This window comes from Synechococcus sp. PCC 7335, from assembly GCF_000155595.1.
Classification (GTDB): domain Bacteria; phylum Cyanobacteriota; class Cyanobacteriia; order Phormidesmidales; family Phormidesmidaceae; genus Phormidesmis.
Map to the genome: position 1 here is coordinate 3,366,762 of NZ_DS989904.1, position 23,433 is coordinate 3,390,194.

The window sequence follows — 23,433 nt, forward strand, 5'->3', positions numbered from 1 at the left end:
CTACTTATTCCCCTTGAGCGGTTTTCAATAAGCTCTGACATACTTTGTCTGCGATCGACGTCCAGCCAATGATGCCACCTTGGGCTCGCAGCATCTGAATGGTGGCTTCTTTAAATTCTGGAAAATAGCTAGCGGTACAGTCTTCTACCAGCAAACATTCGTAGCCACGATCGTTAGCTTCGCGCATGGTGGATTGAACACAAACTTCGGTCGTGACGCCGGTGATTAGCAAGTGCGTGATGCTGTATTTTTGCAATATGGATGATAAAGGCGTGTTGTAAAATGCTCCCTTTCCAGGCTTGCGAATCACGACTTCATTCGGGCGCGGCGCAAGGGCAGGAATAATCGCGTTGCCGGGTTCGCCTCGGACTAAAATGCGTCCCATAGCGCTGCGATCGCCAATCCTCAATTTGGCATCGCCTCGGGTTAGCTTAGAAGTCGGGCAGTCAGACAGGTTGGGCGCATGACACTCTTGCGTATGTATCACTAGCAGATCGAGGTCACGAAAGGTGTGAAGCAACGTTTTTAGCTGGGGGACAATGGCCTGAAGCTGAGTGACGTCATTGCCTAGCGCATCACCGAAGCCACCTGGTTCTAAAAAGTCACGCTGCATGTCAATAATTACCAGCGCTAGGTGATCTAATGAATCAGGTAGCGGATAGTCGTAGGGCAGCGCCGGAATAGTGTTCATGGAATTATTCTGGTAATGTTCTTTGCGAATCACTGATTAGTGAACCACAACTATCAAGTTGTTCGTTAACTTACTAACAACTTGTTGTTGGTAGCTTGTTGTTGACAGCTTCTTAGTGGCCTGCCATAGCATGACCAATGGCGGCGTAGTCTGCGCTAGCAATTGGGCTCTGATAGGAAAACTGACCGCCGCTAATCACAATCAGCCTGTCAGATAGCTTCAGCAGTTCGTCGAGGTCTTCGCTGACGAGTAGAACAGCGACGCCTCGATTACGAGCGTCAATGATCTGAGTATGGATGAAATCAACGGCGGCGAAATCGAGACCGAAGCAAGGGTTAGCCGCTATCAATAGCTTGATGTGAGGGGTAGAGAGTTCTCTAGCGAGCACAGCTCTTTGTACGTTTCCTCCCGATAGATTTTGAACCGGCGTTTCAGGCGCGGGTGTTTTGACTGAAAACTGACTAATGAGGCCAACCGCCATTTGTCGAATGGCGCGCAAACTGAGTAGCGGACCCTTTGCCTGAGGGGGTCTATCAAAGGTGCGCAAGGCCATATTCTCGGCTACGCTCATGTGGCCTACACAGGCATTTCGCAAAGGCTCTTCGGGCAGGGCAAATACCTGATGCTGATACATCTCGGCGCGGGTGGCACCATAGCGTTCGCCATTGACTTGCACTTCACCTGCTGTCGCCTGTCGCTGTCCGGCTAATACTTCTACCAGTTCTCGTTGTCCGTTACCGGAGATACCTGCAATGCCAACAATTTCACCGCTGTAAACAGTTAGGTTAATATCTGAAAATGCCGTCAGTCCGCTGTCTTTATTCGCGCCTAGCTGACGAACTTCCAGCACGGGAGCAGCTTCTATGCGATCGCGCTTCTCAACTGGCGTAGGCTCCTTTTTTTCGCCCATCATCATCTCAGCCATGTCTGCTATTGTCAGTTCACTAACCTGACCGCTACCTGCAAACGCGCCCTTTCGCAGCACCGTAATCTCATCGGCAAAGGCCATCACCTCTCGAAACTTATGAGAAATCATCAAAATGCTGAGCTGGCCGGCGTTGACCTGCTCTCGTAACAGACCCAGTACTTCATCGGCCTCAGCAGGCGTGAGTACCGACGTGGGTTCATCTAAAATTAAAATGCGACTATTGAGATAGATCTGTTTAAGAATTTCCAGCTTCTGTTTTTGACCTGCGGCTAGCTGAGCAATCGGCACGTCGAGCGGAACCTGAAAAGGTGAAGTTGAAATGAAAGCTCGCAGCGCTTCCATTTCAGTTTTCCAATTGATAACGCCTGCATTCCCAAACCGTGAGAGCACCAAATTTTCAGCAACGGTCATCGCTGGCACACTTGTAAAGTGCTGATAGACCATACCAATTCGGTAGCGGTGCGCAGCACGCGGGTTGTCAATTTGTATGGGCTTACCGTCTATTAACAGTTTGCCTGCAGTCGGGGTATAAAATCCCATAATGCATTTGACGAGAGTGCTTTTCCCAGCACCATTTTCACCAAGGAGCGCGTGAAAGCTGCCTGGTTTGAGATGCATCGACACGTTGTTAAGGGCGACTAAGCTACCGAACTGCTTGGTCATTCCATTCACCTGCAGATCGGGTGGATGACTGGGATGCGATGCAGCTACAAAGGGAGCGGACGAGGGTGGGGTGGAAAGGGTAGTCATAATTTCTCCTAGTTTAGGATTTAATAGCCTCGATTAGCGCCTGCGAGTCGGCGACAGCACCAAAGACACCGCCCTGCATCTTGATCATCTTTAGGGCGGATAGATAGTTGCCATAGTCAGTTGCGCCCGTGCAGTCTGAAAGCATGAGACACTCGTAGCCGCGGTCATTGGCATCTCGCATAGTCGTGTGTACGCAAACATCGGTGGTGATGCCGGTTAGAACAATGTTTTGAATCCCTTTTTGATGAAGCAACAGATCGAGATCTGTTGCATAAAATGACCCTTTGCCAGGCTTATCGATGATGGCCTCTCCAGGCAAAGGGGCTAGCTCGGGGATAATTTCCCAACCGGATTCACCCCGCACCAAGATCTTTCCACAAGGGCCAGGATCGCCAATGCCTGCACCGATCTGTTGCGATCGCCAGCGTTTATTGGCGGGTAGATCTGCTAAGTCAGGGCGATGGCCTTCGCGTGTGTGCATGATGTGGTAGCCTTCTGCCCTAGCCACTTGAAGTAAATGGGCAATAGGCTCAATTGGAGCGCGGGTGAGCGATAAGTCGTAGCCCATTTTATCGACGTAACCACCTGGGCCACAGAAATCAATCTGCATATCGATGACCAAAACGACGGTGTTGTCAGGCCGCAGATCGCCGTTATACGGATAAGGATAGGGTTCGGCTTCTACAAAACGTCCCATTTTAATGTCTGCTCCAAATTAACATCTGCACCAGTCAGGTTCTGGTCTAGTTACCCAGCACTGACTGTTCGCTAGTTGTCCATTCCTAATGCGCCTGGTACACCTGCTAGCGATCGCTTAGGTGAGCAGGTCACAATCATAATCAGCAGCGTCAGCACATAGGGCGCGGCGTTAAACAAGTAGTAGCCCTGATCGATACCGACTGACTGTAGGGATGGCCCTAGCGCCTGCGCCCCACCAAACAGCAGCGAAGCCCACAGGCACGTCACCGGATTCCACCTTGCAAAGATAACCAGTGCTACTGCCATTAGCCCCTGGCCGCTAGAGATCCGCTCCGTCCAAACGCCTGGATAGTAAAGCGATAAAGAGGCGCCACCAACGCCCGCTAAAAAGCTACCCGCCATAATACTCAGCATGCGTACCTTAAAGATCGATACGCCCATTGCCCTGGCCGCTTCTGGGCTATCGCCCACTGCTCGCACATACAGACCCCAATGCGTCGATTTAAAGAACCACTTCATCACAGGGGCGATAACCAGTCCTAACAAAAACAACGGGCTGATTTGTAGTGCCGATTCAACCGCAGGTGGAACGTTGCCACCTACTAAGCCGAACGTTGGCAACTGCGGCGAAGAGGGTTGAATAAACGGCTTACCTAAAAAGAAAGCGATGCCGCTACCAAAGATGATCATGGCAATGCCGACTGCCACGTCATTCACCCGAGGCTGCTGCGATAGCCAGCCGTGAATACTGCCCAAGACTAGGCCTGCTAGCCCGGCTGCAAACACACCTAGCCAAGGAGAGCCCGTTAAATAAGAGACGCCGTAAGCTGACATCGCACCCGTTAGCAGCGTTCCTTCTAGGCCTAGATTGATCTTGCCGCTTTTTTCTGTCAGGCATTCTCCTAAGCTAACGAACAGAAAAGGGGTGCCGCCTCTCATAGTGCCTGCGACGATCGCAAGGGGAACGCCCCACCAGCCTAATCCTTCTGACATAACCTCACCTTCTGATGCGTGTGAATAGATATCGATTGAATAGATGTCGATAGTGCGTGAATTGAGTGCGTTAAGCGGTAACGACAGGTTCCTCACCTGGGCTTGAAGGCGGTGAGGCAGACGTTGTAATCGTGGGTTTCTCTTTAAAGAACGGAATTTTTCCATACAGTGAATCGCTGTAAAGGACTACTAGGAACACCAGCCCTTGAAATACCAGCACTGTTGCATCAGGGAGTTCGAGCGATCGCTGTAAAATCCCGCCGCTCGCTAAAATTCCACCCACTAGCAGCGAGATTAGCACTGCGGCTAAGGGGTTATGCCTAGCGGCAAATGCCACCAAAATACCGCCATATCCGTAGCCAGCGTTTAGAGACTCGTTAGCAGATCCCTGCACCGCAGCAACTTCTACCATGCCAGCGAGTCCAGCGCAAGAGCCAGCCAAAAAGCAAATCATCACCGTGAGCTTGCCAACCGGTAGGCCAGCAATTCTCGCCGCTCGAACGTTGCCACCAGCGGTACGAGCCGCAAAGCCAAACGTTGTTCGCTGCATCAAAAAGTAGGTGATAATGCAGGCGATGAGACCGTATAACAGTCCCCAATGGACGCGCGTTGTTGGAATGCTGCCTAGCATGTTTACATCTGCAAGTGGAAATGTGGAAGGTTTATTGAGCGAGCTGGGATCTCGCATGGGACCGCCAACCAGATGGTTTAGTAGTGCGATCGCAATGTAGTTCAGCAACAAACTGCTGATAGTTTCATTCACTGCTCGGTAATGTCGCAATGCCCCAGCTGCCCCAATCCACAGGCCACCTGCAACCAGTCCAGCAGTTGCCATGGCTATTTGGACCAGTAGCGGCGGCAGCGCGGTTCCCAACATCAGCCCAACCGAAACCGCTGCTAAACCACCCATTACCAGCGCCCCTTCATTGCCGATAATCACTAACCCTAAGCGAGCCGGTAGAGCGGTACAGAGCGCGCTCAGCATCAGTGGAGACGCGCGAATCAGCGTATTTTGAAAGGTACTGGCGCTGCCAAACGCCGCCTTCCAAATCAACCCATAGACTTCAAATGGATTTGCGCCAGCTAGCGCACAAAATAGCCCGAACAGCCCCAGACCCACCAGAATTGCGCCGAATGACAGGCAAAGAGATTCTAGCGATCGCCGCCAAGTTTGCATAAGTGACTCCTGCGGAAATAGAAATTTAAGAGAGTTTCATTGACTGAGCTGGCAATACTTAGCCGATCAAGTTAGCCGATTGAGCCAAGCACGCCTTCAACCAAGTAATTCATCTTTTCTAGCTTTGGATCTTGTTGCTTAAGCGATTCTGAAGCCGAAACAACAACATTACCTTTGTTGTCTTTTATCTCCCCGTCATAGATCACCATGCTGCCATCCATAAACTGAGCTTTTGCCGCATCCGCTGCCTGTTGGGCTTCACTACTCACGGCAGGCCCATAGTCTGATACTTTACAAAAGCCTTCTTTAAGACCGCCTCGCAGCACATGTGGAATACCACCCTCCATCAGGGTTTTACCGGCATGTATCTCTTCAGCCAGCTGGCGATAAACGTTGCTCCAGTCCCACTCCGCTCCCGTTAAATATCCTTTGGGGGCAAGCGGAAGCTGATTGGCGTGGTAGCCCGACGAAAAGATTCCTCGCTTCTCCGCCGTTTCGACCACCACCTTTGGACTATCAACATGACAGGTCACTACGTCAATACCTTGATCGGCCATACTGTTCGTTGCTTCAGCTTCTTTAATCGGTTCTGCCCAGTTCCCTGTAAAAATCACCTGTGTTGTGATTTCAGGCTTAACGCTACGCGCCCCTAAGGTAAAACTGTTGATGTTGCGCAGCACTTGCGGAATGGGTTTCGCGCCCACAAACCCTAGCTTTCCTGTTTGAGACGTTAGCGCAGCAACAATGCCTGCAACATATTGAGCTTCATCAATGTAGCCAAAGTAGCTGCCGACATTTTTAGGGGTACCGCCCTCTTCGTACAGACCGCCTGCATGGAAAAACTGCACGTCAGGATACTCTTCAGCCAGCTTGACAATGTGTGGATCAAAGTAGCCAAATGACGTTGGGAAAAGTGCCTTGACCCCGTCAATATCGATCATACTGCGCATTGATTCAGCGACGGCTGTCGTTTCAGGCACGTTTGCCTCCTCGACTATCTCGGCCCAAGAAAATTCCTTCGCCATTGCTGCCGCGCCTTCTGCATGGGCCTGGTTGTAGCCGTAGTCATCTTTAGGGCCGACATAGATAAACCCGAAAGTCATTCCATCTTTGTCACCTGTCGCATCGCTACTCGCACTCTCGGCGCTACAACCCGTACCAAACTTAACGGTCAGCCCATATGCGCCCGTCGCTAACAAGCCTCGAATAAGCTGACGGCGAGAAACCCCAAATCGACTATTGCCCACGGTGGCAACTCCTTAACGAAGAATTGAACAAAGCTTATCAAGCTCATCTGGCCGTAAATCGGACAAAGGTGCGAAAAAAGTATGCAAAAGCACTGAGGGCTAAAAGAGAATGTTCTTTTGGCTACAATCTTTCCTGCTCAGCAGGGTTCTGTAGTGGTTCCTATAACGCAAAGTCTCTTTTTAGAAAGGGGGTGTAGTCTATAACCTATATATGTGACGTGTCTAGGTGCTGCATGACCTCTGAAGAAGTCTTAAGCCTCGTTGAGCACGCGATCTACAGCAGTGATCGCGTTAAACGTAGTCTCAGTCCACTGCAGCGGACAGTTTTTCGCTATGTCTGGGAGGGGTCGTACTCCTATGGCGAAATCGCGCAGCACTCGGGGTATGAGCTGAGCTATGTGAAACAAACAGGCTCACAGCTTTGGCGAATGCTCTCTAAGGTCCTAGAAGAGAAAGTCACTAAGAACAATGTTCGAGTTGTTCTACAGCGCAATATACAGTCAATTGCTGCGCTATCTCTTGAATCATCGAATTCGCCTGTGGTCGATTGGGGCGATGCGGTAGATATCTCTTGCTTTTATGGTCGTCAGGCTGAGCTGACGCAGCTAACAAACTGGGTCGTTAGCGATCGCTGCCGACTCATCGGTATTTTTGGTATGGGCGGCATGGGTAAAACAGCCCTCTCGATTCGATTGGCCCAGCAGCTAGAGCAAAAAGGCGGCTTCTCTCGGATTGTATGGCGCTCGTTAAGAGATGCTCCGCCCCTGCCTGACTTGATTGCAGATTTACTTCAGGTGCTTGCGCCCTCACGTCCGTCTAATCAGGCTGCTGGAACAACTCAGACGATAGGGCAGAAGCTTTCTGAGCTGATTAAATGTCTAAGAGAGCATCGCTGCCTGATTGTACTAGACAATGGCGAAACGGTTACGTCGGCTCAGGTAGGTTCGTTATCAATCGCTTCATCAGACCACAGCAGAAAAGATCGCCTAGCACCAGGCTACAGCGCTTCCAACTACAGCGCTTCCAACTACGACCTGTTCTGGCAACAGTTGGGACAAACCACACACCAGAGCGCGGTTGTTCTCACCAGCCGGGAAAAACCGACCAGCATTGCCGCCCATGAAGGTAATACGCTACCTGTTCGCTCGCTGCGGCTAACCGGATTGCCCGCAGCGTTGGGCCGTACGCTGTTTGAGCTTAGAGGGAGCTTCAGCGGCACAGCAACAGAATGGCAACAGCTCGTCGATTACTATGCGGGTAACCCTCTGGCGCTGAAAATGGTCGCTGCAGTGATTCAAGAGTTGTTTAATGGACAGCTAGCGGATTTTCTAGATTGTGCAAAATCGGGCGGCGCTATCTTTGGAGATATTGAAGATCTGCTGAGACAGCAGATAGGGCGGCTTTCGGTCCTACAGCAACAAACGCTTGACTGGCTAGCGATCGCCCGTCAGCCCATCACAATCTCTCAGATCCGCAGCTACTTTGTTCCTGTCTTAGGCTTAGAGCTAGGAGAACTGCTCGCGGCGCTATCCGCATTAGAGCGTCGCAGCCTAATTGAAAAACTATCGCCTAACCCAGAAACTTCACAGCCTAGCTTCACGCTGCAGCCAGTGGTAATGGAATACGCCACGCATCGATTAATTGAGCGCGTTTGCGAACAAATGCTCACCCGTCAGATGGTTTCTCACTCATCGCTGGCTTCTCATGCGCTGATTCAAGCTCAAGCGAGAGATTATGTTCGTGAAACTCAAACCCGGCTGATTCTCAAACCGATTGCCGATCGACTGCTGGCGTTGAGCAGTCCAGCTAACTGGGCACAGATCATTCAACAATGGTTAGACGAACTGCGCCAAATACCATCACAGATAGGCTATGCAGGCGGAAACTTAATCAATTTACTGGTTCAGATGCAGGTTGATTTGAGTGACTGGGATTTCTCCCGCTTGCCTATTTGGAGCGCTTATCTCAAAGGCGTTGATTTACATCGAGTCAGCTTTGTTGCTTCTGATCTGACTCACTCTGTCTTTAACGAAACATTTAGTCAGGTGCTATCAGTGGCTTTTAGCCCAGACGGAAAGCTGTTGGCCACTGGCGATATCAACCACGAAATCCAGATTTGGCAGAGTGCAGATGGGAAGCCGTTACTCAGCCTGACTATGGACGAAGGCTGGGTTTGGTCAGTGGCCTTTAGTCCAAACGGTAAGCTGATTGCGGGTAGCGCCAACGGTGCGGTTCATCTTTGGCATGTGCAGAACGGAGAGTTGGTGCAGTGCTTTGACGATTACAGTGATCGCGTCTTCTGCGTTTCATTTAGTCCCGACGGCAAACTACTCGCAACCGGTAGCGAAGATCGCCAGGTGAAAGTCTGGGATCTCAAGACAGGGCACCTATTGCACCAGCTAAAGGGACATACCGATGAGGTACGCTCTGTTGCTTTTTTACCAACACAACAACCTTCTTCTACCCTAGCTAGCGCTAGCTATGACGGGACAGTACGCCTTTGGCATGCGATCAAAGGAGAGTGTTTAGCAGTACTCGGTGGTTCTGAATTAAGTGATTCCGAATTAAGTGGTTCCAATGTAAGCGATTCTGACCGAAGCGATTCTAATCGGCTCAGCTCTGTTGCTTTTAGCCCCGATGGCCTGGTCTTAGCTAGCGGAGGTGCATCTGGATACCTTCATCTCTGGCACGTCAAAACAAAGAAAGCATGGCAGCTGCTGGACGCTCAGCAGCCTATCCGCAGTATCGCCTTTAGCCCTGATGGCAATACGGTGGCCGTTGGGGCCAACGATGGTAATATTTGGCGTTGGAATTACCGCACCGGAGAGAGCCTGCAGATGCTCTCAGGCCATACGAGCTGGATTAGCGCCATTACATATAGCCCTAATCAGATGCTAGCGAGCGGCAGCGAAGATCGCTCCGTACGAATCTGGCGGGGTAACCTTTGTCTGCGGCAGCTACAGGGCTACAGTAACGGCATCTGGTCAGTCGCGTTCAACAGACAAGGGACTCTTTTAGCGAGCGGTAATCAGGATCGAGATCTGAGGCTGTGGTCCGTTCAAACAGGTGAGCTACTCAGCACGCTAAGAGGTCACAAGAGCTGGATTTGGTCAGTCAGCTTTAGCCCTACGCGGCCTACGGTCGCTAGCAGTAGCGAAGACCAAACGATTCGGATCTGGGACATTCAATCTCAGCAGCAAAAGTACGTTCTTACAGGTCACGGAGATGCGGTTTTAAGCCTACTTCATGCACCAGATGGCAGTCTTTGGAGCGGTAGCTTGGACGGCACTCTGAAGCAATGGTCAGAAGAGGGCATCTGCCTACAAACACTCAATAGTCACGACGGCGGTGTCTGGACTGTGGCCCTTAGTTTAGATGGGCAGCTATTGCTGAGCGGCAGTCAAGATCAAACTATCAAACTTTGGAATCCGGTGAGCGGTAGCGTTATTGATACCCTCAATGGCCATCAAAGCTGGATTCGCTCGGTGGCGATGAGCCCCGATTGTAAAACGCTGCTGAGCGGCGGTGCAGATGGCATACTCAAAATTTGGCAACGCGATCGCAACGGAAAGTACCGCTGCCAACAAACCTACGCTGCACATGGAGGCCCTATTCTGTCAATCGCTATCCACAAAAACGGACGCCAGGCAACAACTAGCAGCACCGATAGCACTATCAAACTTTGGGAGTTGAAGACAGGCATTTGCCAAGAAATTCAGCAAGCGCACAATCGCTGGATAAAATCTCTTACCTACAGTCCAGATGGCTCAACGCTAGCAAGCTGCAGTCAGGACGCAACGATCAAGCTTTGGCAAGTAGCCTCTTCTCCCCCTTGGCTGATGTTGACTCAGACTCTACGGATGCCCAGACCTTATGAGGCGTTAAACGTTGACTGCGCAAGCGGACTGAGCATCGCACAAAGGTCTGCGCTGAAGCAACTCGGTGCAATAGAAAACGGGATGATTCATCCAAGGGTGACACTTTAGGCCGTTCAGATTGTCTCAATGCGTATCATCATCCCACCGCACTGTGCGATAAGCCTACGGCATGGCAGCGCTTACTACTTCCTATGGGCCAACCCTATCCTCTTTCACCGACTTCCTTACCTTGAACCGATGTTAAAGTAGCTCTACGCTACGTCCTAGAACTTAGAGCCTTTGATGCATATAGAGCTGTGCTTAGCACTCGACTAACTTACTCAGGAAATATTCGTTGCATAATTATCGCTCGAATTTTCTGTAAGTTGACTGGCTTAGTTAAATGTTCATCAAATCCAGCTGCTGTAGCTCTTGCCTTATCATCTAGCTGTCCGTAACCACTGATAGCAATTAAAAAGGTATCGCGGAATATCGACTCCGAGCGAAGAGTTTGAGCAACAGCATAGCCATCCATCTCCGCTGTCAATCCAATGTCGCTAATAACTACGTCAGGTTTGAGCTGCCGTGCCAAGGCTATTCCTTGTTTACCGTTATCTGCTAGATCTACAATAAACCCTGCATTGTTGAGGTACATCTGGAGAAGGACAGCAGAATCTTCGCAATCTTCGATCACTAAAACCCGCTTAGATTTTTCAGCTATAGACGGATGCTGCGATTGACCCTCAGTCAGTTTAGTAGCTGATGTAGCAGAGGATTCAGGCTTTGAAGGCAAAGCTGGTTCGGCTATCTCTGTTTTCAAACGAGGTAGTGTTATCGTCACAACTGTTCCTTGATCTATCCCTGGACTATCTACCTCTATCTGTCCTTCATGTAGTTCAATAATCCCCTTCGCTAGAGGTAAGCCTAGCCCTAGACCTCCACTACGAGACAAGCTACGGTTCTCTTGACTGAACGCTACAAAAATGCGAGAAAACGCTTCTTTAGACATACCAATACCTGCATCGGTGATTCGGACTGTAGCGAACTCCGTGTTTAGCGTCGTAGAGATTTTAACAGTGCTGCCAGGATGAGAAAATTTGATTGCGTTTAATAGGACATTGGAAAATGCTTGGAGCAACCGGACAGAATCTCCGTTGATCCAAACAGATGATTCATAGAGTGTGGTATTGAAAGAGATTTCTTTTTGTGCCGCTGCGTTCTGTGCATCAGTAACTACATCGCGTAATAGCTGAGATAGATCTAATGGCTCTTGATGTAACTGGATCTTTTTGTAGGCAATGCGCGAAGCATCTAACAGGTCGTTTACTAAGCGAGTAAGTTGATTCAGTTGACGTGTAGAAATTGCTAGCATTCGCTGCATCCGCTCTTTTCGCGTTTGCTCCTCTAAGAGCGATGCTTTCATCTGTGTACTTATCTGTGTGCTTATCAGCTCTATACTGCCACTCAGTGCATTTAGAGGATTTCGTAGTTCATGGCCTAAGGCAGCTAAAAAGTCATCCTTACGACGATCGGCTTCCTTCAAAGCTTCTTCGTTCTGTTTGCGCTCGGTGATGTCATAGTTGACACCAATCATCTTGATGGCATTTCCCTGCGTATCACAAATGACTCTGGCCTTCGCAGCTAGCCATCGCAGTGGGCTACCTTCGCAGCTGATACGAAACTCCGTGTCAAATTCTGTTTTCTGCTCAATAGCAGCCGCTACTTTCTGTTGAACTAAAGGAATATCTTCTGAATAGATCTGGTGATAGTAAAGCTCTAAGCTAGGGTCGTTAGCCTCGTTAGGTTTTAACCCTAGTAGGCCATACTCTATATCATTCCAAGCTGATCCGCCTGTAACAATATCTATCTCCCAAATGCCGATGTTACCAGCGGTTGTTGCTAAATCTAGTCTTTCTCTACTCTTTTCTAAAGCTGAGGTTGTAGCTTCTCTTTGTAAGGTTGCAGCCAAAGCATTGGCTAGCGCCTGTAGAAAAGACACATCTTCTGGTGTAAACGGGTTCCTGCTTGCTCTATAGCTAGCTAGTACACCATATATTTCATCCGCTGGCCCATACAGAATTGCACTAATTCCGCTGACTAGATTCAGTTTCCTTAGCAGCGGCGAATAGCTAAAACGATTCTCTTGGGAAAAATCTTCAACAGTGACAGGTTGTTGAACGCTTAGGGTATAGCCTAAATGGGAGTCAGTAACGCTGATCGTAACTTGCTCTTGAGAGTATAGCGGCCAGCCACTACCACTTTTTAACGCCAGGATTTCGGGGCTCTCAGATTGATAGGCAAACAGGCCACAGGTGTCCGATTCAAGGGTCTGACAGACGATTTCGGTAGCGCGATCGCAAACGGATGCCGCACTATGGTCCTGTAGTGCATAGGTCCCTAATTCAGCAATAACACTCTGTCTTTGAGCCCACCGTTCCGCACGGTTTCTGGCTTGGTGCAGGCCTGTCACGTCGATAAATGTGAGTACCGTTCCATTAATTACATTTTCGAGTGTACGGTAGGGCATAATCCGCATCTTGTAGTAGATCCCCTTACCTCTATCGTAAACTTCCCTTTCTATAGGGATAAGTGATCGCAGCACTTCTCGAACATCTGTTGCAATGCTGACGCCTTCTAAAGATAAAGAAATATCGGTAACAGGCCTACCCACATCTGTTCCAATCAGATTAAACAGATCTACCGCAGCTGGTGTAAACCGCTTGATTCTCAACCGCTCATCTAAGAAAACCGTCGCAATTCGTGTACTTTCAAATAGATTTTGAATATCACTGTTAGCCGTATCGAGTTCTTCAACTTTATTGCGGAGCTCTGTATTGACTGTCTCGAGCTCTTCGTTGATTGATTGCATCTCTTCTTTGGAGGTTTGCAATTCTTCATTAGAAGACTGCAATTCCTCATTCATAGAAAGCAGCTCTTCATTAGCCGATTTCAGCTCTTCGTTGGAAGTCTCAATCCCTTCAACGGTTTGTCTCAAGTCCTCTTTGGTAACACGCAGCTCATCTTCTAGCTGTTTGATAATTGGTGCTTCTGCCTTTGGCTGACGATCGCTGGCCCTAGCAGTTTCATAGGTAGTGGGTTTTCCTACATCTTGAAAGATTACCAACAGTAGGCGACTAGCCTCCGCTGATTCTTCAAACGATTCTTTAACAGGACGGATAATCAAATTAAGAGTAATGATTTGATTTTCACTCTCAATAGAAACTTGCTCACGAACGACCTTGCGCTGCAAATCTCTTGCCGTCTGAATTGCTGATCTCAAACCTGTTCTTAGACCCAACCTAGCAACATCGAACAAGTTGTTGCTAGGCACACCCTGAGCTGGTTCTAGATACTTACCAGTGCGCCCGAAAAAGTAAACGATCTCATTTTGTTCATTGATAATGACACAGGCCGGCGTGTAGTCTTGTAGCAGTACTTGCTCTATAGACTTTGTAAATCGAGAATGACGACTGGCTGTTGTTTGAGTTCTGGGCGCAGGCAGTTGACGATAGCTACTCAGATCAACTAAAGGAAAGTCAATCTGTGGAGGCGCAATTGCTGTTCTGCGTTGAAAAAGCCGATGAGACTTATTAGCAATCCGGAAGAGTTCACTATAATACGTAGAAAGATTTTCTGAACCGCCTAGAAACAGATAGCCACTTTCTCTAAGCGCGTAGTGAAACAGCGGCATTAACCGCTTCTGTAGCGTAGAGTCGAAATAAATTAAAAGATTGCGGCATGAGATCAGATCGAGGCGAGAAAAGGGCGGATCACTGATTAGGCTATGCTGAGAGAAGATGCACATCTCTCTAAGGGGTTTCGCCACTTGATACAGACCGTCTTGTTTGAGAAAGAACCGCTCTAAGCGCTCTGGCGTGATTTGCTCAGCAATGCTTTCAGGGTAGCGAGCATGACGGGCTTTTTCCAGAGCTTGCTCGTCGATATCAGTAGCAAATATCTGCACTTGCAGCTGCGTACGCTGCCGTTCCATCTCTTCTGCTAATAGAATCGCAATGGAGTAGACTTCTTCTCCGGAAGAGCATCCTGCTACCCAAACGCGAATAGATTTACGGTCTGCGCAATCTTGAACTAACGTAGTAATTGCTGTTTGCTGTAGAACCTCAAAAGCTTCGGGGTCACGGAAGAAGTAAGTTACGCCAATCAGCAAATCTTTGAACAATAGATCAATTTCTTCATTATCTGATTTGAGATAGGCGACATAAGCTTCAACTGAAACCGTCTGCGTGATTTGAATCCGTCGTTGAATTCGACGAATTAAAGTGCCTTGCTTGTAATTGCTAAAATCGTGACCAATACGGCGGCGTACCAATGAGCAAATCTGATTAAGATAGTCAGCCGCTTCAGGCAGCATACCATCTTCACCTAGATTTGCTCGTAGCCCTTCGCGATGACGTGCATACTCAATTAGTTTGTCGGGAATGTCTTTAACTGGCAACACGTAGTCAACTAGCCCAGTGAGCACCGCATTACGCGGCATGCTGTCATACTTCGCACTCTCGCTATCTTGAGCGATCGCCAGCCCACCAAATTCTTTAATTGACTTCATCCCGATCGTGCCGTCGCTGCCCGTACCCGATAAGATCACGCAGACTGCGTTTTCCCTTTGATCTTCAGCTAGAGAACGAAAGAAGATATCAATGGGAGCGCGATGTCCTCTAGCCTGTGTTGGTGTGGAAAGCCGCAGTATGCCGTTGTCAACTGTCAAGGTTGCATTTGGCGGGATCACATAAACTTTATTAGGCTGCAGCCTTACTTCCTCAGTAATTTGAAGCACAGGCATCTGGGTCTCTTTGGCCAGTAGCTCTGATAGAAGACTGTCATGATCGGGTGCTAGGTGCGATATCAGCACGAATGCCATACCGCTATTCTCATCCATACGCTGAAAAAATGCTCGAAAAGCTTCTAAACCGCCAGCGGACGCTCCGATCCCCACCGTCAGGAAAGAATCTATCTTTGGAGTTGCCTCAATTGGGGTGACTGAAGCTGTTTGTGCTGTTATTTCTGTCTCTGCCAGCGTATTTTCGCCCGGTGTACTTGCTGCGCTCTGTATTTCTTCTTCAGCTACACGCTCAGTCTGCTGGTCATTAGCCTGTTGGTCATTAGTCTGCTTGTTATCTGTAAGGTCATCTGTAAGCTGTTGAGTGTGCGCCTGGTTATCGCATTCAGTGGCATTAGGCTCGTGCAAAAGGCTATTCTCTTGAGGTTCTTCGTTATTTGAGCTAGGTGAACCAGTAGAGGGATCAGACGCCATAACCGTAGGTAACTTTGGATGAGAGTAGTAAGTATCTCTAACTATTCTATGCGTCGGATTCCGGTTTGATATGAAATGACCACAAAAAGAGAGCTTTCTTGGATCTGCTTAACCCGGTATAAATGGGGACATCTTTAGATCAATTCCATTCGTTAGAAGTCTAGCTAGAAGAGACATAACTAGAATTGGAAGAGATATGATTCGAAGTCGATGGAATGGACTTAGATGAAGTTGTGCTTTCTACCAGAAGCTGACGAATGACTTGAGCATGAGCCTTCAACGTTTCTGATTGCTCTGCATATAGCTGCGCAGAGAGGTCTCTCTGTTGTTTTGCTTCGTTTTTAGCCATCAACAATGAGAGGTTAGCACGTTCTTCCATCGTACGCATTGCTACCCACAGTGCTTTCTCTAGCACCGAGTCCTGACTAGCCATCAAAGTTCTAGCTGTAAAACTATGACCGACATGGCACCGATAGCGCTTTACTGTTCCTCCCTCCATCTGCCAAAGAGGGCCATTACAGTCAGGGCAGTTCATTGGCACTTGATGGCCGAGAAGATCCTCGCGGCGAATATCACTCACCGTTTGCTCTGCAATCTTGGCCTCCATCACAATGTCTTTGGGAACCTCGTGAGTGTCACTAGCAGCTTGGATAACTAGCTGGGTAATTTTCCCTCCGATCTGGTGAAGCGGTAGCTTATAGTCTACATCCACTTCTGCAAGTGCGTTCATCGGCATATCTGGGAAATCGGCGTCTTGAGGATCTTGAACGATTGCAAATCCTCCGCAGCGCTTTATGGCCGAGAGCCCAGCAGTCCCATCATCTAGATAGCCAGTGAGTACCACCCCGATAGTCTGACCTGGGTAGGCGATCGCTGCTGAACGAAACATCGGGTCGATGGCCGGGCGATGTCGATTTTCTTTTGGGCCTCGGTGCAGTCGTAGGAAGCCCGGCTTTACGAGTAGATGAAAATCAGGCGGCGCTACATATACGTGCCCAGGCAAAATTGGCTCATTATCTTCGGCAGCCTTAGCCTTCAAAGGTCCAGCGTTGTCCAATAAAGTGGGTAGTACGCTTGGAGACTCAGCCAGAATGTGTAAAACGACGATAAAAGCAGCCTGTATGTCGTGAGAGAACTGTGAAAAAAGGTTGCGGAGTGCAGCTACCCCCCCGGCTGATGCTCCAACAACTACAACCCTGTGAGGGAGCATCAGTCGCACCTATCTTGGTAATGTTGGTTCATAACTTCTAATTCACAAATTTGTTTATTATCATTGCTACTAACGAATAAACGCTTTCTTGAAAAAGAATCATCTGCCTTTGGAAGGAAAGCTTAAGAAAAGTTTAATCAAGATATATATAGCTACGTTTTGTATCTGGGAGTATGTAGGTTAGTGACTGTCTATGGTTGTTTCTAATTAAAGGCTCCTAGACTTAATGATGAATTGTAATCTCTTCAGTGTTGCTTCTACTCAGCCTATTGATTTTGGCCGAGATATTTGCGGCGATCTGTTGCAGTCTACAAACCGTGAATGGCTAATTACCAATGGGATTGGTGGCTATGGCTGCGGTACGCTTTCTGGCATGCTGACTCGCTGCTATCATGGGCTACTTGTGGCTGCTCTGGAGCCTCCACTTGGCCGCACGCTGCTCTTTACTAAGCTAGATGAAGTTGTTCAATATTTAGATATTTCTTATCCCTTAAGCTGCGATCGCTGGGCGGGCGGGACCATTACTGGAAACGGCTACCGACATCTAGAGCGCTTTCGTTTAGAAGGTACTATTCCTACCTGGACATATGCTTGCGCCGATGCCCTATTAGAGAAACGTATCTGGATGCAGCTTGGTGAGAACACTACCTACATTCAATACAAACTGCTGCGGGCAACGGCTCCTTTTCAGATTTCAATCAAGGTCATCGTCAACCACCGCAACCATCACCACGTCACGCACAGTCAACAGCAAAACTTTCAACAAGGCTTAGAGGATAATCCTACCCAGAACCCATTACAAAATCAATCTTCAAGTCAACCGCAGAATCATTATTGGAAAATTCTCACCCGCTCTCATCCTAGAGGTTTGAAAGTAGAGGCTACAGGCTGCCCAGTACCTATTTATCTCTTGACAACAAAAGGTCAGCTACAGCCTATTAACCGATGGTATCAGCATTACTTCCTCACTCAAGAGAAATATCGGGGACTTTCTCATATTGAGGATCACTTCCACTGCGCTACTATCCGTACCACGCTCACACCAGGCGAAGTCCTTACTATTGCGGCTAGTACAGAACCCTATCCAAACCTAGATGAAAAGCGAATACTTCTTGATAGACAACAATACGAGCAGAATCTTCTTGATCAGTTTTCTATCTCTCTTTCTGGTTTTCTGAAGTCCGATCAACCAGTTCAAGAAATCTACAGTGACCGCTCTGCCGTAGCAACCACTTCCAACGCTGTACCAGAGACAATTGTTGCTTCAAAAGTGTCAACCTTAGTATCAACTTCTCTTCTCCAACAGTTAGTTCTCGCTGCTGATCAGTTTATTGTTCGACGGACGATAACAGATCTACAAACTCAAGAAACAACAGATGGAAAATCTATCATTGCTGGCTATCCTTGGTTTGGAGACTGGGGCAGAGATACCATGATTGCTTTACCTGGACTCACAGTTGCAACGGGCCGCACGGAAGTTGCTCGTCCTATCCTTCGCACTTTTGCTTATTATCTGAGTCAGGGTATGCTACCCAATGCTTTTCCAGAAGCCAATAGCGAACCTGGATACAATACTGTAGATGCGATCTTCTGGTATTTTGAAGCTATTCGCGCCTATGTCCACGCCACAGAAGACAACGAATTACTCGAAGAGCTTTTCCCGGCATTAGAATCTGTGATTACCTGGCATCTGCGCGGCACTCGATACAACATTCATTTGGATCAAGCAGACGGATTAATCTATGCAGGAGAAGAAGGCTTGCAGCTCACCTGGATGGATGCCAAAGTGGATGACTGGGTGGTTACTCCTCGAATTGGTAAACCAGTTGAAATTAATGCTCTATGGCATAACGCGGTGCTCTGTATGGCTGATTTTTGTGACCGGTTGGGCCGGCCGAATTCAGACTATCTCAATCTTGCTAGATGCTGCGCTGATAGTTTCTCTAAATTTTGGAATGCTTCTGTTGGTTACTGCTATGACGTAATCGATGGTCCTGATGGCAATGATCCTTCTCTTCGTCCTAATCAGCTTTTTGCGGTTTCACTCGCTTACGCACCACCCCTTGATAAACAAAAGCAGAAAAGCATTGTCAATGCCTGTGCTCAGCAGCTAGTGACTTCTTATGGGCTGCGATCGCTAGCTCAATCACACACAAACTACGTGGGTAAATATGGTGGCGATCGCACAAGGCGTGATGGTGCCTATCATCAAGGTACGACTTGGAGCTGGCTGATCGGACCTTTTGTTCAAGCTCACCTCAAAGTATACAAAGATCCAGAACTTTCTCGCAGCTTTCTTATTCCTCTTATGCAGCATATATGCTCGGGGTGCGTTGGTACCTTGGGCGAAATTTTTGATGGAGATGCGCCCTTTTTACCGCGTGGAGCTTATGCACAAGCTTGGTCAGTCGCTGAAGTTCTCAGAGTCTGTCAGTTAATAGAGCAGCAACTGTAAACTCTTGAAATTTTGAAATTAGACCTGCGCTGATATGTCAGTTTCGCATATGACAAAGAAGTATTGCAACTCGCTGATGCTCTTTACTCAGCTTATCGATGGGTAGATCCAGCACTGGCTCTGACTGGCAGAATTATCACAAATTCAGTTCCTTTCCCAGGTGTCGAGTCACAGTGTAAGGAGCCTTGATGCTTTTCTACCACAATCTGATAGCTAATAGACAAACCTAAACCAGTGCCTTTACCAACTGTTTTAGTTGTAAACATAGGGTCGAAAATCTTTTCTTTGATTTTTGGTGGCATCCCCAAGCCGTTGTCTGCGATGCGAATTTCAACCTGCTTACCAGCGTCTAGCACCTTAGTCTTGATCAATATTTTGGGGTCTGTTGAAATTGTAGTAGTCGATACCTTGGCCTCATCTTCCAACTGCTGAGCTAAAGAATCTTCTAATGCGTCAAGTGCATTCGCCAAAATGTTCATAAACACTTGGTTGAGTGGGCCTGCATAACACTTCACTAACGGTAAATCACCATAGTCTTTCACCACTTCAATGGCAGGACGGACTCCATTCGATTTTAGGCGATGCCCTAAAATCAACAGTGTGCTGTCGAGCCCGCTATGTACGTCAATTTCTTTTACCTCTGCCTCATCGAGACGAGAAAATGTACGTAACGATAAGACAATCTCTCGAATACGCTCTGTGCCTATCTGCATCGACGCTAGTAACTTTGGTAAATCGTTGTAGAGAAAGTCCAAGTCGATCTCATCTGCAGCCTTATCAACTTCATCGCCGGGATTAGGACAGTGGGTACGGTAAAGATCGATTAACCGTAATAAGTCCTGGATATATTCTTTTGCATATTCCACGTTACCGTGAATGAAGTTGACTGGATTATTGATTTCATGGGCAACTCCAGCTACTAGCTGTCCTAGGCTGGACATCTTTTCCTGTTGGATCAGATTTGTTTGCGCTTGTTTTAGCCCACTTAATGCTTGTGATAGTTCAGCCGTGCGCTGTTTTACTCGATGTTCTAGCTGCTGAGTCAGTTCTTGTAGTGCTGTCTCAGTTTGCTGACGCATGGTTATTTCCTGCTGAAGCTGATGGTTTTGTTCCTCTAGCTCATCTTCTGCTAGTTCGCGGTTTTCCTGACTAAGGACAAAGAGCCAAACAGTAATCCCTCCTAAAACAAGCAGTACGGAATATACTTCAGTCATCATCCTGCGAACTGGTTCGCTGTTCAACTGAACATTGCTCAAGGTCGATTGATATAAAAACCCACCTATGATAACAGCAATGCTACCGGATAATAAAAGAAACAATATAGTAAAGCGAATAATTCGAATACCAAGCTGAGGAGCAACTTTTCCCTGAAATGCTAGGTTTGCAATTTGCCTAGATAAAATGCGACCTTGCCCTGTAGGCTTACAGCTGTCATGGCAATGAGCATCGAGGCTACAACATAATGAGCAGATTGTCCCATCATAAACGGGACAAAAAGCCATATCAGCTGGCTCATAGGACTGTTCACAGATACAACAACTCAGTAGAGAATCTTCTGGGAATGTATCTAATATCGTATTCGGGCGAGCGATATAGTATCTGCCTTTGGTCAGTATTGCAATGATGGGTGAAAGGGTGAATGCAAGACTTAGTGCAATAAATGGTGAATAGGCCTGAGCGTAGTCTCCAAATACCCCCACAAAAGCAATGATTGAGATAATTGAGGCAATCCCCATTGACCCAAATCCGACTGGGTTGAAATTATAGAGATAGGCTCGCTTGAACTCTATATAGGAAGGGCTAAAACCCAACGGTTTGTTGACGATGAGATCGGCAACGAGTGCTCCAATCCAGGCAAGCGCTATGTTGGAATACAGTGCCAGGACTGATTGAATGGTTTGGAAAACGCCTAACTCCATGAGCAAGAGGGCAATCGCAGTATTAAAAACGAGCCAAACCACTCGTCCTGGATGGCTGTGAGTGATTCGTGAGAAAAAGTTCGACCATGCCAGTGAACCAGCATAGGCATTGGTTACATTGATTTTAATCTGCGAGACAATGACAAAGAAAGTGCTAACAAACAGCACTACTCCAGGGTCAGAAAACATATCAGAGAAACCGGCCATATACATCTGGATCGGTTCCTTCGCCTGAGCGATCGAAGCGCCATGCCGGATAGCTAAAGAAGCGAGGAAAGCCCCTCCAATTTGCTTTGCCATTCCCATCAAAATCCAACCTGGCCCCGCCAAAATCATCGCCATCCACCAGCGTGAACGATTCTCATGAGTTTTATCTGGCAGAAACCGCAGATAGTCTACTTGCTCTCCTATTTGAGCAATAAGAGATAAGGAAACCGTAGCAGCCATCCCAAATAGAAGCGGATGAAAGTTGGCGCCACTAGGCGAAGCGCCCGAAAAAGTTTTCCAGTAGCTAAGCGCGTCTGGTTCCTTCAAATAGACAAACACATAGGGAGAAATCATCAAACTTAGCCAAATAGGTTGCGTCCAAAGCTGCAACTGACTAATTAATGTCACTCCATAAAATACGAGTGGAATAATAATGATTGAGCACAGAACATAGCCGAACGCTAGCGGTAAGTGGAAATATAGTTTCAATGCCTGCGCCATAATGGCAGCTTCTAGCGCAAAAAAGATGAACGTGAATGAGGCATAAATTAGAGATGTAATAGTCGAGCCGATGTAGCCAAACCCTGCCCCTCGCGTTAGCAAGTCCATATCAATATTATATTTTGCGGCGTAGTAGGTAATAGGAACGCCTGTGAGAAAGATAATGATGCCAGAAATGACAATTGCCCAGACAGTATTGCTGAAACCATAACTAATGGCTAAGGCTCCCCCGATCGCCTCTAAAGCCAAAAACGAGATCCCACCTAGCGCGGTACTAGCAACTGAAAATTCTGACCATTTACGAAATGACTTTGGTGCATATCGTAGTGAATAGTCTTCTAGTGTTTCATTCACGACCCAAGTGTTGTAATCGCGTCGTTCTCGTACTACTTTGCGCGCTGTTGTAGCCATCTAGCTTGAACCCAGGGATATTTCTGGCTCTATACGATTCCATATGCTCAGTGGCATTAAATGTTCTCGATGCTTGAGAATCAGGGCATCTTAGACGCTCAAAATCTTCGTGAAGAACACGTACATAGGGAATTCGGTAGGGCCGTACTTCTTTACTTCTATTAATCCCTGTAGCGTAGAAAAATGTATGTATGTATGGATGATTTCTGTTAGCAAACTAAGCAGGTGAGAGAAATTCAGTGAGCACAAGGCGTGATGGTGCCTATCATCAAGGTACGACTTGAAGCTGGCTGATTGGACCTTTTGTTCAAGCTCATCTCAAAGCATATAAAGCTCCCGAGCTTTCTTACAGTTTTCTTCTCCCCCTTATGCAACATTTAGAATCGGAGTGTTTGGGTACCCTAAGTGAAATCTTCGACGGTAATTCTTCGTTTGTGGCACGAAGAGCCTTTTCACAAGCCTGAACAGCCGCTGAAGTTCTCAGAGTCTGGCAATCTATTGAACAGCAGCTATCGTAACCTTGCTATACCCAAGTATCGCTGTTGTGTTGGCAGACAGTTGAAGTTGGGCATGTTCAACTCATGTCTCTGTCTAATTCAGATGCTAATTAGACAATTCAATTTTGTTGATTAATACTCTAACTGCTGGGAGTTTAATAAGAATATGGAATGGTATCTCAAGGTTCTAAAAAAGTATGCCACCTTTGAAGGCAGAGCTAGACGAGCAGGGTACTGGTACTTTTTTCTGTTCAACGTTCTTATTAGCTTCGCAGTTGGGTTCGTAGATGGATTTATCAGCACCATCTTAGGGGTTGAGACGATAGGGCTAGGCGTGATTTACACCATCGGTGTTTTAGTTCCTAGTATTGCAGTAACATGCAGAAGATTGCACGATACGGGTCGCAGTGGTTGGATGCAGTTAATCGCTTTTATTCCGCTAGTTGGCCCCATTATTTTGCTCGTCTTTACAGTGCAAGACAGCAGCTTTGAGCGCAACGAGTATGGACCTAATCCCAAGCGCCCAGCCTCTGTTTAGCAATTTCTCTATTGCATTCGTCCGTATTCGTTGAGTTACTTAGAAGACTTCCGAAGACCACAACCTCTATTTAGAGAAAAC

Annotated in this window: 13 protein-coding genes; 4 read left to right on the plus strand and 9 right to left on the minus strand. The window is 47.7% G+C overall.

Translation table 11 applies throughout. The features are described 5' to 3' along the window. Window positions 1-4: 4 nt before the first annotated feature. The 6 genes from S7335_RS14425 to S7335_RS14450 all read right to left on the minus strand — a co-directional run bounded on the left by S7335_RS14425 (window position 5) and on the right by S7335_RS14450 (window position 6,485). A complete protein-coding gene (locus S7335_RS14425; protein ID WP_006455781.1) occupies window positions 5-691 on the minus strand; it encodes a cysteine hydrolase family protein in 687 nt (228 codons plus the stop codon). A 112-nt stretch (window positions 692-803) separates the two neighbouring features. After that, window positions 804-2,369 (minus strand): ABC transporter ATP-binding protein, encoded by a 1,566-nt coding sequence (locus S7335_RS14430; protein WP_006456412.1) that lies wholly within the window; start codon window positions 2,367-2,369, stop codon window positions 804-806. Window positions 2,370-2,382: 13 nt separating this feature from the next. Next, entirely contained in the window at window positions 2,383-3,066 is a 684-nt protein-coding gene (locus tag S7335_RS14435) for a cysteine hydrolase family protein (RefSeq protein WP_006454348.1), read from the minus strand. A gap of 71 nt (window positions 3,067-3,137) precedes the next feature. Continuing rightward, window positions 3,138-4,061 (minus strand): ABC transporter permease, encoded by a 924-nt coding sequence (locus S7335_RS14440; protein ID WP_006454082.1) that lies wholly within the window; start codon window positions 4,059-4,061, stop codon window positions 3,138-3,140. Window positions 4,062-4,131: 70 nt separating this feature from the next. After that, a complete protein-coding gene (locus S7335_RS14445) occupies window positions 4,132-5,238 on the minus strand; it encodes an ABC transporter permease (protein WP_006457215.1) in 1,107 nt (368 codons plus the stop codon). 71 nt (window positions 5,239-5,309) lie between these two features. Further along, entirely contained in the window at window positions 5,310-6,485 is a 1,176-nt protein-coding gene (locus S7335_RS14450; RefSeq protein WP_006455082.1) for a BMP family ABC transporter substrate-binding protein, read from the minus strand. Window positions 6,486-6,718: 233 nt separating this feature from the next. Between S7335_RS14450 and S7335_RS14455 the strand changes: the two genes are divergently transcribed. Beyond that, window positions 6,719-10,471: a WD40 repeat domain-containing protein gene (locus tag S7335_RS14455; RefSeq protein WP_006457721.1), complete on the plus strand. Its 3,753-nt coding sequence runs from the start codon at window positions 6,719-6,721 to the stop codon at window positions 10,469-10,471. A 208-nt stretch (window positions 10,472-10,679) separates the two neighbouring features. On the opposite strand, the gene S7335_RS14460 is transcribed toward S7335_RS14455, so the two are convergent. Both S7335_RS14460 and S7335_RS14465 read right to left on the minus strand, forming a co-directional pair. Beyond that, on the minus strand, window positions 10,680-15,614 hold the full coding sequence (locus S7335_RS14460) for a chemotaxis protein CheB (RefSeq protein ID WP_006454881.1): 4,935 nt from the start codon (window positions 15,612-15,614) through the stop codon (window positions 10,680-10,682). 160 nt (window positions 15,615-15,774) lie between these two features. Then, on the minus strand, window positions 15,775-16,824 hold the full coding sequence (locus S7335_RS14465; protein ID WP_006454407.1) for a chemotaxis protein CheB: 1,050 nt from the start codon (window positions 16,822-16,824) through the stop codon (window positions 15,775-15,777). A gap of 229 nt (window positions 16,825-17,053) precedes the next feature. Between S7335_RS14465 and S7335_RS14470 the strand changes: the two genes are divergently transcribed. Then, a complete protein-coding gene (locus S7335_RS14470; RefSeq protein WP_157620490.1) occupies window positions 17,054-19,279 on the plus strand; it encodes an amylo-alpha-1,6-glucosidase in 2,226 nt (741 codons plus the stop codon). Window positions 19,280-19,371: 92 nt separating this feature from the next. Here the strand turns inward: S7335_RS14470 and S7335_RS14475 are convergent, their stop codons facing one another. Continuing rightward, the gene (locus S7335_RS14475) at window positions 19,372-22,317 is read right to left on the minus strand and encodes an ATP-binding protein (protein ID WP_006457284.1); all 2,946 of its coding nucleotides are present in this window, start codon (window positions 22,315-22,317) and stop codon (window positions 19,372-19,374) included. 293 nt (window positions 22,318-22,610) lie between these two features. Here S7335_RS14475 and S7335_RS27820 point away from each other — a divergent pair, with 293 nt between their 5' ends. Both S7335_RS27820 and S7335_RS14480 read left to right on the plus strand, forming a co-directional pair. After that, the gene (locus S7335_RS27820) at window positions 22,611-22,781 is read left to right on the plus strand and encodes an amylo-alpha-1,6-glucosidase (RefSeq protein ID WP_227500061.1); all 171 of its coding nucleotides are present in this window, start codon (window positions 22,611-22,613) and stop codon (window positions 22,779-22,781) included. 199 nt (window positions 22,782-22,980) lie between these two features. Further along, window positions 22,981-23,352, plus strand: a complete 372-nt coding sequence (locus tag S7335_RS14480; RefSeq protein ID WP_006455737.1) for a DUF805 domain-containing protein — start codon at window positions 22,981-22,983, stop codon at window positions 23,350-23,352. The last annotated feature ends 81 nt before the right edge of the window (window positions 23,353-23,433 follow it).